At 31.9% G+C, this 14,311-nt stretch carries 6 protein-coding genes; 5 read left to right on the top strand and 1 reads right to left on the bottom strand.

The window, feature by feature from the left end:
- Nucleotides 1–51 precede the first annotated feature (51 nt).
- A complete protein-coding gene (locus Q0762_RS12145) occupies nt 52–3,879 on the top strand; it encodes a T9SS type A sorting domain-containing protein (protein ID WP_298767172.1) in 3,828 nt (1,275 codons plus the stop codon).
- Between the two features lies 1 nt (nt 3,880).
- Nucleotides 3,881–4,585, top strand: a complete 705-nt coding sequence (locus Q0762_RS12140; RefSeq protein WP_298767171.1) for a fibronectin type III domain-containing protein — start codon at nt 3,881–3,883, stop codon at nt 4,583–4,585.
- Between the two features lie 703 nt (nt 4,586–5,288).
- Here the strand turns inward: Q0762_RS12140 and Q0762_RS12135 are convergent.
- Complete coding sequence (locus Q0762_RS12135; RefSeq protein ID WP_298767170.1) at nt 5,289–6,218, bottom strand: hypothetical protein; 930 nt, start codon at nt 6,216–6,218, stop codon at nt 5,289–5,291.
- Nucleotides 6,219–6,509: 291 nt separating this feature from the next.
- Between Q0762_RS12135 and Q0762_RS12130 the strand changes: the two genes are divergently transcribed.
- From Q0762_RS12130 to Q0762_RS12120, 3 genes are all read left to right on the top strand, one after another.
- A complete protein-coding gene (locus Q0762_RS12130) occupies nt 6,510–9,968 on the top strand; it encodes a glycosyl hydrolase (protein WP_298767169.1) in 3,459 nt (1,152 codons plus the stop codon).
- Between the two features lie 107 nt (nt 9,969–10,075).
- Nucleotides 10,076–12,529: a BNR-4 repeat-containing protein gene (locus Q0762_RS12125; RefSeq protein ID WP_298767168.1), complete on the top strand. Its 2,454-nt coding sequence runs from the start codon at nt 10,076–10,078 to the stop codon at nt 12,527–12,529.
- Between the two features lie 58 nt (nt 12,530–12,587).
- Nucleotides 12,588–14,168 carry a T9SS type A sorting domain-containing protein gene (locus tag Q0762_RS12120; protein ID WP_298767167.1) on the top strand — a complete coding sequence of 527 codons (1,581 nt, stop codon included), beginning with the start codon at nt 12,588–12,590 and terminating at the stop codon, nt 14,166–14,168.
- The last annotated feature ends 143 nt before the right edge of the window (nt 14,169–14,311 follow it).

The raw sequence follows: 14,311 nt of genomic DNA, 5'->3' as shown, positions 1-14,311 counted from the left end.
ACGTGCTCACACGCTTTAGGGTTTATCTTTAAAGTCCATAAAATAAGATCGATGAAAAAAATTATTATTATATTACTAATAACACTTCCAAGCTTATTTCAAGCGCAAGTATTTATTCAAGATTTTGAAGGTTCTACAGCTGTTTCAGATTATGTAAGTACTGTTCCAAGTATTGGAGAGTTCAACGGTTTAACTCAAGGGCAAACTGGTTTAACTACTACCATAACTAATGGGGCTTTACAATTTGAAAGAACCAATACAGCTACAATGTTTGCGTACAGAAATTTCAATTTTTCTGAAAATCCAACTTTGGTGCAGTTTCAGTTTGATTTTGAGTTGGAAAATTATCAATCAGGTACACAAAACCCTTTATTTAGTGTTTTTATTGGAAATTCTTTTTCAAATGCTTCATTTGGTACTAACTCTTCATTTGCCAGTCGTTTTGGAATACTTGGTAAAGACGGCTCTAACGAATTTAGAGTAACCACAGTAGATAATATTAATGGCGCGCCAAGTTCTGGTTTTTTTACAGGAAAACAAACCATTACATTCATTATAAATAACTCTGGCAGCAGTCAAAATTTTGATGCTCCAGATGGAAATTCAACAACCATTCCAACGGGAAGAATGCAAGTTTGGGTGGGTACAACAAAAGCTATTGATAATTTTTCATTAAGAAATATAGAATCACCTAAAGCAGATATTACAGGTTTCAAAATTCAGGCAACATCTCGTTCTGGTTTAGGAACTTTTTCTTTTGATAATATAGAATTTAAAGATTTGCTAAATACTTCAGGAGAAACGGGAGGTGCAGGAACACAATCTTTAACCCATCCACATATTTGGGTATCCCCTTCAGACAAGCAAGATATTTTAGATAATATTGCTAACCATAGTTGGGCTAGTAGTTTGTTTTCTCAACTGCAAAATGGTAACAGTACTATTGCAAATAATCATAGGAACAATCCTTCTTCAGAAATTTCTGGAATACCTGCAATACCAGGAAACAGAACTATACATAGAAATAAGCTTAACATTGGTGCAGAATCTGCAATGCTCTACTATTTAACAGATGATGAAAAATATGCGCAAATTGCCTCAGATATTTTACATCAATATGTAAAATTACTTAAAGATAAAAATCCACTTACTATTGAGTTTTATTCGCCAAACTTTAATCACTTAATTCAATGTAGAGAATTATTTACAAGAGTTGCTATGATCTATGATTTTGTAGAACCTTTTCTTTCTAAAGAAGGTACAACAGTTTATGATTTAGCATCTAATGGTCAAGTTTCTTTTAATTTTGAAGATGCCCAAAAAGCATTGGAAGTAATGACAGAGAATGTAATAAAAGTTGGAGGTAATGGTTCTAATCATCCTGTTTTAGAATTGCCTGGTGCTTTATACAGTGTAATGTGTATGCAAGATGATGCGAAAAGAGAGGCGTATTTTAATTTATTAATGAATGGTGCTGCCAATAGTAATCAACCAGGTATCAATTGGATGTTAGGAGAATTTACAGAAGTAGAACGTTTGTGGCCAGAATCTGCCGGTTATGGTAAATTTACCCATGCTTTGTTTATTCAAATTATGAATATAGTAGACAGGTATAAACCAGAACTTAACATAGTAGAAGATAATCAAGACATAATAGAAAGCATTTTTATTTACGAAAACTTTTTATATCCTAGTGGTTTAACAATGGCTTATGGAGATATTGGTAGAACTTTTACAGACCATGCGCATATATTTAGAAGTATTTTAGAAATTGCAGACAGAAAAGAATATGCAGCGTTAAAAGAGAGAGCAGCTACAACGCTCCAGAAAATTTATAGCGAAGAAGGTGGTTACAACCCAGTAATAGAAAATCAACGTTTAGAGTGGAACAACCCTTTACAACTATTATGGGGTGTTAATATAGATGCTTCTGTAAGTAATGCTGGAGAACCAAAATACAGAACTGTACAAGCAACACACGCAGGAGTAGTAATGCAACGCAACCTTTCTGGAGTAGATGATGAGCAAAATGGTTTAATGTATTATACTCATGGAGGAACCTATGTACATACCCATGCAGGAGGAATAGATTTGGAAATTTATGGAGCAGGTTATGTAATTGGGCCAGATTATGGTGCAGATGCTTTTGGTTCAGATATTCATGAACAATATGCAGTTTCTTATGCTGCACACAATACTATAATTGTTAACGGTTCTTCTGGTAGAGGTCCTAAAATAAATGGTAATAGTACATGGCAAAATATTACAGACCCTCTTATTTTAGAAGCAAGTGAGCCTAAAGTAAAAGCACCATCAATTGCAGAAAATTTTAGTTTTGCTACTCAGTTTTTAGATGATAATATTAATAATGTAGATCAACAAAGAACAAACGGTATTATACGTACAAGCCCAACAACAGGTTATTATGTAGATGTTTTTCGATCTTTTTCTAATACTTCAAATAATTTTCATGATTATATATTTCATGGTTTAGGAGATGTAATGCAAATCAAAGCAAATAATAATCTATTAGATTTAACAGATACTCCACAGCGTTTTCAAAATGATGTTGGAGATGATAGAAAACAACCAGGTTGGAGATGGTATTCTGATGCAAAAACATCTACTGCAGTAAGTAGCGATATTACTGCAAGATTTGATTTACAAGCTACCGATGATTATTTACACGTTAGTGTTCCTGGTGGTATTAGTAGAGAATATACAGCTGCTTTAGCTCCGCCAACAAAAGAAGTAAGTAATGGGTATGCTAACAAAGACACCCAACTATTTATAGCAAGAAAATACGGAGAAGCATGGAATGAGCCTTTTGTAACACTTTATGAACCATCTGGCAATGCTCAAAGTACAATAGTGTCATCAAAATTAATATACAATGCAGGTAAAGTTGTAGGTTTAGAGGTTTTGTCAAATGTAAATAACCAAGATATAAGAGATGTTATTATTGCTAATGATACCAACCAAGAAACGTTAACTTTAGAGGCTTATGATATTACATTTACTGGGCGCTTTGCAGTAGTAAGATCTCAACCTAAAGCAACAACTACAGATGTTTCTTTGTATATTGGAGAAGGGGCACAGTTAACCTTTTTAGATGAAACCTTAAATGGAGATGCTGATGGAAAAGCTTTTCAAGAGACAACTTTAGACTTTGCATATAATGGACCAGTTCCAGCAAATATTTTTACAGTAGAATCAATAGGAGAAACTTGTGTAGATAAAAGTAATGGTATTATTAATATTACTGCAGCAACTAGCGGTAATTATACAGCAATGCTTAATGGTGAAGAATATAATTTTGAAAATAACACTACTATTGAAAATTTATCACCTGGAACTTATAGCTTGTCTATTACAACACAAGGACAAGATGCTCCACAACTATATGAATTTACCATTGCAGCAGGCGCAAATTTAGCTGGTAAAATTTCAGTAGGTAAAGAAAACTCTGCAAAAATTTCTATTACAGAGGGTGTTGCACCATTTACTGTTATTAAAAATGGAGTGGTTCTTTTTGAAACACAACTTAAAGATTTTTCTATAAATGTTGCAGATGGAGATCAAATAGAAATTAAAACTAAAAGCGCTTGTCAAGGAGTATTATCAAAAACTATTGATTTACTAGAAAATATTACGGCATACCCAAATCCTTCTAAAGGAAATTTCGAAATATTTGTGTCAAGTAGTTTAAAAAATGTTGATGTAGAAATTTACAATATAAGATCACAATTAATTGAAAAAAGAGCATATACAGTTATCAACGGTAAACTAAGCGTAGATATTAGTAATAGGCCAAGTGGTGTGTATATTGTTAAAATGAACATTGAGAAACCTGTATTTTTAAAACTTATAAAAAATTAAAATGAAGAAACATATCTATTTATATTTAGTATTTACGCTTTTGTTAAGTTTATCTTGTAGTAAAGAGGAAGGACCTGGTCCTGAGCCAGAAACAGAAAATAAAGCGCCCACAGTTCCATCAAAAATATTTCCGCTTAACAACACGCTTTGTATAGACAATGCAATAAATTTTCAATGGAATGCATCTACAGACCCAGAAGGAGAAACTTTAAGATATAGACTAGAAATAGCGTCAGATGCAAACTTTTCTTCTATTATAGAAAATAAATCTGTTACAAACGTTACTTCTACAATAATTACTTTAGATAAAGGATTGTCTTTTTTCTGGAGAGTAAAAGCAATAGATAGTAAAAATGCGGAAAGTGATTTTTCTATTACAAGTCAGTTTTTAACTGAAGGAGAAGGTGAGTCTAATCATTTACCATTTATTCCTGAATTGGTTTTACCAGTTTTAAATAGTACAATTTCTGGAACAAGCACCACCTTAAGTTGGTCTGCTAGTGATGCAGATGAAGATCCATTAACCTTTGATGTTTATTTAGATACTAATGAAAACCCAACTACAAAGGTGTCAGAAAATCAATCTAATACTACGTTTCAGGCTTCAGGTCTATCAGCAGGAACAACATATTACTTTAAAATTGTAGTAAAAGATAGTAAAGAAGGCGTTACAATAGGAAGTATATGGAGCTTTAGTACCAATTAATTAAACTGTATTTAATTATATAGATAAACAATTTATTTCAGTAGCCTATAAACTGGATTGATTTAACGTAATTGGAGAAATTACCAAGAAAGTTTTATAGAAAAAAAATAAACATTAAATGTAAATTAAGAATTTTTAAAAATAGTTGCATAAAGCTGTGCCTAAAATATCATCAACTTTTGATTGATTATTTTAGTTATGGCTTTTTTTTGTTAATTGATTGAAAATCCTTTATACATAGTTGCTTTTGTAATTCATTAGAGATATCTACTCTTTACAACAAAGAATATTATCCAATAAATCTTTTTTAATTTTATTTTCTCTGCGGTTCATAACTCTTTTGTTTAGATAAAAGAATAAGGGTAGTTTATTATTTATCGATTAGGTGGTGTTTGCGCAGAAGCACTACATTAACTCGTCGATTTTCCTTTCATAGTATTGCCTTTAAAAAACGTTGTGTTGTTTTGTTGCTACGATATTATAAAGCATCAATTTCGCTCTTAAATGTTCTTAATTGCTTAATTTTTTTATGGCTAATAAAGTATGTTTTTCAAAAAGTTTATCAGCATCTAATATTCAGCATAATATTAATCTGTAAACATTATTTATATAAAAAAAAGCCAGTAAATAAGATTTACTAGCTTTTTAATATCATAAACTTTCCTAAAAAAGTTGAAGTTAATTTCTTATAAAATTAGAGTCTTTATTTCTCTACTTTTACATGGGAGGTATTTGCCCATCTAATTTGTGCTCTACCACCTGGAACACGATATGCACCATATCTAATTTTAGATTGCGTTCCTCTTTCAGGCTCAGGAATATTCCAATTAAAGGCTTCACCTCCAATTATAGCATTACAATAATGTATTTTTTTAGAAGAATCACTTGGATCTGCTTTAAAACCTACCTCTAGTTCAAAAGAAGTTATCTCGTTCTTATTTACACGTTTAAGTAGCACAACTTCTCTACCACTTCCAGATCCACCACGCACTAAAATACGTTCTGCATAAATATCAAACGCAATTTGTTTGTCTGCATTAATACCTGTTCCGTAAATAGGGTGTGCTCTATATAAACAAATAGCAGGATCTGCAGAACCACCTCCACCAGTATGTTGACCTTTAGCTTGCGCTATGTAAGAACCATTTCTACTAAAAGTTCCTCCATCTGCAGTTTCAAGGATTCTAAAATCTCCTTTAAATCTAACATAAGTACCTGGATTAGTGCTTTTAGCAACAGGTAATGCACGTTCAATTCTAGGTTGCAATGTGTTTGCTGCATCTTGGTTATTAGAACCATCAGTAATATTGTATATGCCCCAAGTAACGCCATCAATGGTGCTTTCTTTGTAATTAGCATAACAACTTCTATCATCAATTGTTCCTACATTAACAGGATTTGCTATATCGCCGTCTGTTCTGGTCGCATTTGCGCCATCATCGTTACAAATGGTATAAGATCCTGTATCTTCATCAGCAGCTATAACTACTGGTTCTTGTTCTATGATTTCAAAGTCTTCAAGAGATATACCTTCTGGTCCGCCATCTTCTTCACTTGTACAAGCAAAAATGGTGGTAAAAACAACTAAAGCTTTAATTGTTCCTAGTTTAAAATTTAATTTTGTTTTCTTCATAATTCTTAAAATATTTTTAAAATTAAATGATTTGTTTTACTAAACTATCCTGATGAATGCTGACTTTAAGAGTTTTTTATGAGATCACGCGTATTCAATCAATCTTTTTAACTTTAGTTAATAAGTCAATTTATTAATTCGCAATCAATCTTAAAATTTTTATGCAGAATGCAAGAGGATGTATTAGTTGTTAAACGCATTTATTTAATTTTTATTGTATTTTTTTACCTGATACGACAGGATGCTCGTCTGTAAGAAAACAACTTAATTTAATTTCTAAAAATATGCCAAATGAAGTGTAAAATTATCCTGTTTTTTTTAACATTAATTGTTTTTTCTTGTCAAACTAAAGATACAAATACTGCCTATAAAACTTATAGTCTAGATTTAAAGGAATTATCCAAAAACTTTATAGCTCCATCAAAAGAATACCATCCAGAAACTTGGTTTCATTTAAATGGTAATAATATAAGTAAAGAAGGTTTAAAACTAGATTTGCAAGCCATAAAAGATGCTGGTTTGCAAGGAATTCATTTGTTTAACAAAGCAGGTCGTGCGTTTCCAAACGTAAAACCTATTAAAATTTTATCTCCAGAATGGGAAGATATGATTCGTTTTACTGCAGATGAATGCAAACGACTAGGTTTAAAATTTACCATGCAAAATTGCCCAGGTTGGTCTATGACGGGTGGTCCTTGGGTGCCTGCAGCAGAAGCACAAAGAGAAGTTGTAGAAACTACATACCATATTTCTGGAGGAAAAGAATTGGTTAAAAATTTAAAAATTGATTCTTTATACCATACACCAGACTACGATTATAAAGATATTCAAGTTTTGGCGTTTCCTACCTTAAAAGGTGATGATTTAGAGCCCTTTAATCCATCAAAAATAGAAACAAACAATAACAAAATTCCTTGGACGGCTATTTTTAATCCAGCTTCAAAATTAATTGTTACCAGAAAAACAACACGTTTAGACAAACCACTAAAGGAGTATAGAAAATCAGGAATTGCAAAAGTAAAAAATCAACACACGTGGGTAAAAACAAGCTTTGATACACCTGTAACTTTACGTTCTATCGTTTTACCTCAAATTCGTCATTTTATTATGGGTACAAATTATCCTCAAATTAATGCTTCTATTAAAGTTGAAGCCAAAATTGAGAATAAATTTAAAGAGATTACAACCATAAAAATACCAGACGCAAATTGGAATGACAGGCGTAAATATTTAACTTTAGTGCTACCAGAAACTACAGCAACTGTTTTTAAATTTACTTTTTTAGGAGCACACACAATTGCACCAGAATCTATAAGATTAAGTGCCAAACCAAAGTTACACAATCATGAGGCTAAGGCAGGAAAGGTTTTAAGGCGTTTAAAAGAAGATGTACAATATAATTACGCTCCAAATACAATTATTAACGCAAAACAAATCATCAACTTAACAAGCCAATTATCTAAAGATGGAACACTCACTTGGAATGCTCCAAAAGGAAATTGGACAATTGTAAGGTTTGGGCATATCAATATGCGATTAACCAACAAACCTGCAGTACCAGAAGCAACGGGTTGGGAATCTAGTAAGTTAGATAAAATTGCCATAGAAAATCACTTAAAAAACGGAATGATTGGTGATTTGATAAAATCTGGTGGGCCAATTGCAGATGGAAAATTGCAAGGTTTACTTATTGATAGTTGGGAAAGTCATGTACCAACTTGGACAATAAATTCTGAAGATTTATTTAACGAATTTGAAAATAGAAGAGGCTATAGTATGAAAAAATACTTGCCAGCAACAATAGGTTATATTGTAGAAAGTAAGGAAACAACAACCAAATTTTTGCGAGATTTACGCCAAACAATGGACGATGTTTTTATAGATAATTTTTTCAAACATTTTGCAACAGTGGCAAACAAAATGGGTGCAGAAGTGTATACAGAAGGTGCAGGTGGTGAGGTTTTACCAATAGATCCTATGCGTTATTATGGAGTAAGTGATATACCAATGACAGAGTTTTGGTATCCCAAAGCACCGTCTGCACAGAATGAATATGCAAAACCAATTTATAATGCTGCTTCTGCTGCGCATTTGTACAACAAACCTAAATTAGCCGCAGAAGCTTGTACGCAAGTTGGCGTAAAATGGAACGAGCATCCGTTTTCTGTAAAATATTTAATTGATTATAATTTTGCAAAAGGCGTAAATCATTTGGTGTTTCACACGTTTTCGCATACACCACAAACAGATGTTTTTCCAGGATCTAGTTTTGGTGGTAGTATTGGTTTTCCTTTTGTACGTAAACAAACTTGGTGGAAATACATGCCAGATTGGATAGCGTATTTATCTAGAAATCAATACATATTGCAACAAGGAGAATTTGTAGCAGACGTTTTGAGGTATTATGGAGATGAGTTTGAGAGACCGCCGTTTGATTTAGATGCGTTTCCTAAAGGATATAGATTTGATTATTTAAACGAAGAAATTTTACAAGAAAAATTAAGTGTAAAAAATGGGCAAATTCACGTTGAAAACGGTGGAAATTATAAAGTAATTACTTTAAGAAATTCAGAGAAAATATTGCTTTCAACGCTAAAAAAAATAAAAGAATTGGTTGTTAATGGCGCAGTTATTTTGGGTGATAAGCCTAAAGACTCACCAAGTTTAATGGATGATGAAAACGATTTAAAAGAATTGCAATTAATTGCTGATGAATTATGGGACAACACTAAAAGTGGAGTGAAAAATACAGGAAAAGGAAAAGTATATTGGGGTAAAACACTTAAAGAAGTTTTAGCAGCCGAAAAAATAGCAAAAGATGTAATTACATCAGAAAATGTAAATATCAATTGGATTCATAGAGAAACCAAAGAGGCACATATTTATTTTGTAGCCTCAAAAGAAGAAAATCCTATAGCTGTTTCTCTAAGTTTTAGAATTGATAATTTATCGCCTCAGATTTGGGATGCTTTTACAGGAAACCAACAGACTGCCAAGGTTTGGAAATCTGAAAATAACAGAACTAATGTCGCCGTTACTTTACCCGCAAGCGGAAGTAAAATTATAGTGTTTTCTAAAAGTGATAAAAAATCAATAGTGTCAAAAATCACATTAAAAGATAATACAGTTTTAGATACAAAGACAGGGTGGTATCAAATTTATAAAACAAAAGATTATCCTAAATTATCTTGGAAGGGCGACGATTTTACAGCTTCAATCTCTGGAGATTATGTTTTTCATAAGAATGTACCACACACCAAAATAACTGTTGATGTTAAGGAAAAATCACTTCAAAATAATTGGAATTTATCTTTTGATAAAGGATGGGATACTCCAGAATCTATGAAAATAAACCAATTAAAATCGTTAACAGCATTAGAAAATGATGCCGTTAAACATTATTCAGGAACAACAACATACACCAAAACTATTGAAGTTAAAGAAATAGGTAAAAAAACAGTTTTAGATTTGGGTGAAGTTGCAAATATTGCAGAGGTTTGGTGTAATGGAAAAAAAGTAGGTGTAAAATGGGCACCACCTTTTGTGTTTGATATTAGTAATGAAACTCAAGTTGGAGAAAATAAATTAGAAATAAAAGTAACCAACACTTGGAGAAATCAATTAATTTTTGATAATAAAAGACCTAAAAATGCTAAGAAAACCTGGACTACAGCAGGTCCAAAAAAGAATGAAACTGAGTTGGAAAACGCCGGTTTAATAGGTCCTGTAAAATTGAAAATTAATCTGTAAAGTGTTAATTTAATATATATTTAGGGTAATTTTGTCAGGATAGCTCAGGATGCAATTTTATGCGCAAAAGTGTAATTTTGAGGACTTTAATAATAAGGAACTTATTTATGAACAAAATTACCTTTAAAACTATATTTTTTGCTTTAATGTTGTTAATTACCTTTAAAGCAGTTGCTCAAGTAACTTTAGAAAAAGAAATATTTATTACAGATAAAGTGATGTACTTTGATGGTGATAGAGTTGCTTTAAATACCACTACAAACTCAGCAACAGGGTTTGATTATGTTTATGGAGCGGCATTAACGCCTCATGGAGATTGTATAAAAGTTTTTGGAGATTATGTTTTTCTTACTTGGTATAGAGGTGGAAAAGAAGATCGTCATGTAATGTTGACGCGATATAACCAAAAAACTGGAGTGCAAAAAACAATTGAATTTCCTCATCAGCACACAGGTTATAATGGAAGATGGTGGATTGGTGAAACTCATAATACCATTGCTGTTGGTATTTCTCCAAAAAACGGAACCATACATATGGTGTATGATATGCACAGAAATGGTAGAATTGCAGCATTTGCAAATGATTATTTAAGGTATTCTTACACTACACCAAATGCAGCAACAGTTCCAGATGATCAGTTTACTATTGATTTATTTGTACAGTCTCCTAATAATAATTATAAACATTTAAGGTTTCCAGGAATTACAGACGATAATACTACGAAACTACTTACGTATCCAGCTTTTTTTACAAATGATGAAGGCGATTTGTTCATGAAAAATAGGTTTGGTTTTTCAGAAAATGGTAAGTTTTTATTTGCTAAATATGATGGTAATGACTGGGAAGGTTACACAGATTTTAATAGAACAGGCGCATCTAGCCATGGTAGTCCATATAATTGGGGTTTATATGGAGATATTAAATATTTAAATGGAAAAATAAGAATTGGTTTTCAACAAAGAGCTAATGTTAGAAATGATAAATATCAATACCAAAACGGTTTCTACTACGCGTATTCTGATGATCCAAGTGGATTAACACAATGGAAAGATCACGAAGGAACTGGCTTTACAAGACCAATGGCAAAATCAGATTTAATTAAAATTTCTGAACCTGGAGATTTGGTTGAAACAACTGCGTTGAATCAAGTGTATATGGTACAAGGTTTTGATTGGACAGTTACAGATAACGAAGATGTACATTTTATTGGTAGAGTTAAAGACAATGAAAATAATGTTACAAAACAAGTGCATACCTATAAGCCAGCAGGTGCTACAGAATTTATAACTTCAACAGATTTTTCTGGTGCAGAAACTTTATATTCAGCAGGAGGTAATGTATATATTATTGGTTTAAATTCTTCTGGAAGACCTTTTGTAGAACAAGCTCCTGGAGGTACAAATCTTTTTACAAGAGTTTATGAAGCAACATCTGGCAAGCGTTTTAGAAAAGGCCAAGTGTATATATCAGATGGTAAATTGTATTATTATTTATTAGAAAATAATCCTGCGGATAAAGATGATACGCAGCCAATTTATTTACAAATTATAGATTTAAATATAGTTACTGGGCCACAACCTTTTGCCGTAAATTTAGTTACACCAACAAACAATCAAAGCTTTAGAGAAGGAGAAAACATTCAATTATTTGCAAACGCAACTGCAGACGAAGGAGAAATTACAAAAGTAGCCTTTATGGTTGATGATACTTTGTTGGAAGAGGATACAACAAAACCCTTTTTATTAGATTGGACACCAACTACAACAGGTACTTTTACAATAAAAGCTGTTGCTTATAAAACAAATGGAGAAAGTATTACATCTTCAGAAAACACGGTAGAAGTTATAGCAATAGATAAATCAGATTTAACATTTGGTGCTTACAGATTACAAAATGTTGCTACAGGAAAGTTTTTAAAAGATTCAGGTGGAAGCGCAGTTCCTGTATCTATGAGTGATTCTGGAGAAGAAACAAATACGCATTGGATGTTTGTTAAAACAGGCGAATACTTTAATATTGATAGTGAAACTTTTGGAATACTAAGAGCTCCAGGTTCTGGTTTTGATGGTGGAAATAAACCTTTCTTTGTAGTAAGTACAGCTAAAGAATCACCTGCAAATGATTCAGATAAAATTTGGAAAATTCATTATAATGAATCAGAAGATACATTTAGATTCGAATCGAAAGATAATCAAAGGTACTTATACTATAATGCAGAAGGTAATGTAACTAATATTGCTGCAGAAGAAACAGATGAAAGAAGTAAGTGGAAAGCCATATCTACAAGCCAAACATTAAGCACTTTAGAATTAGAACTTACTGTACCAAAAATGAACATTCGCCCAAACCCAGCTAAAGAGAAATTTGTTATGTCATTTCAGAATATCGAAAATACAAAAAACATAGAAATCTATAACGTTTTAGGGAAACGTGTTTATAAAAACACAACAACAACTAATCTTTTAGAAGTAAAAAGTAACCAATTTAAAAAGGGTGTTTATCTAGTTAAAGTACTTTCAGATAAAAATAAAGCATATTACTCTAAATTAATTATAAAATAACCAAGCTTTAAAATTTAACATTTAAACAAAATAGGATTATTAAAATTAAAATTCAATTATGAATAAAACAACATTTAAATTTTTATTATCTCTTGTTTTTACCTTCTTTTCACTAGTTATTACTGCACAAGATACTGCAATAGATGAAGATACAGGGTCTTATACAACATGTAACCCAGAAGGAGCAAATGCTACAAGAACATCAGCAGATTTACCAAATGCAGTTAATGTTGGTACAATAGACGATAGAAGTTGTTATGCAAACTACAAAGAGGTAACTATAGACGATACTGTTTGGGGAATCTACAACATAACAGCAGGTTCTAACAACCAAGATACAAATACTTTACAACCTAGAATAGAACGCTCCTTATCTAGATCTAAAACTAGAGGTGTAGGTAGTTATGCCAGGTTTAAAGGTACAGTTAGAATATTAGAAGCTGCCTACAGCCCTTCTAATGGTAGGCATGGTAGTTACATTATGCAAGCTAAAGGAAAACATTCAGGAGGTGGAGGTTCTGCAGATCCAGCAATTTGTTTGTATAGAGCAGAACCTGTTTTTGGAACAAATGCTAATGGAGATAGAGTACAGGTATCTTTTAACATTGTTAGAGAGCAAATTAGTTTTAGAGGAGGTGCAGGAGCTGGAAGACAAATTATTTTTTTAACAAATATCAAAAAAAATGAAGCTACAGATATTGAATTAGAGGTAGGTTTTAGAGCAGATCCAAATGATCCAACAAAAAAGATTCATTATGCTGATGCTATTATTGGCGGAAAAGTTTTTAATTGGAATATTCCAGAACCAGAAAGAGCTTTAGAATCTGGTATTAGATATGGTGCTTATCGAGTTCATGGTGGAAGAGCACAAATTAGATGGGCAAATACTACATATGAGAAAAAAGAAATAGTAGATGATGCAAATCAATCAGATGATTTAGGTTTAAAAGACAAAGTATTTAGTATAAAAAATGTTGCTACAGGAACGTTTTTAACAGATTCAGGAGCAGCTGCTACTCCTGTAACAATGAGTGACTCAGTAGAAGCAACAAATACCCATTGGTCTTTTGTACAAAGTGGGGAATATTACAATATAGATAGTGAAACTTTTGGAATACTTAGAGCTCCAGGTTCAGGCTTTGATGGTGGAAATAAACCTTACTTCATAGTAAGTACCAATAAAGCTGCACCAGCTGCAGATACAGATAAAACTTGGACAATCTATTACAACGAAACAGATGATACGTATAGATTTGAGTCTAGAACTTCTGGAAGATTTTTGTATTATAATGAAGACGGAACAGTAACTCATGCTATTGCTACAGCAAATGACGATAGAAGTAATTGGCAACTTATTTTAGTTGATAATGCACTAAGTATTTCTGATACAGAATTTAATACTTCATCAATAAAAGTATACCCTAACCCAGCTAAAGACGTATTTACAATTTCATTAAACAATATTGAACAAGCAGAGGTTATTATTTACAATACCTTAGGAAAAACCGTTTATCAAGGTTCAAGTGTAAACGGAAATCTTAAAATTACAAATAACAAACAGTTTGTTTCAGGACTATACATGGTTAAAGCAATTACTAGTGATAATAAAGTATATCACTCTAAATTGGTTATTAGATAAATAAAAAATTATCCAATTTAAAAAAGTCAGGAGAGATTAATTCTTCTGACTTTTTTTAATTTTGTAACCTGAGTTCGATTAATAAAACGCAAGTTGATTAGTATTAACTGTTTGGTATTTTATAGAAGGTTTTTTAGGCAAAA

The organism is uncultured Polaribacter sp., assembly GCF_947495205.1.
GTDB lineage: Bacteria > Bacteroidota > Bacteroidia > Flavobacteriales > Flavobacteriaceae > Polaribacter.
Note: the sequence above shows the minus strand (reverse complement) of the source record. Positions and strands in the feature narration are given on the sequence as shown.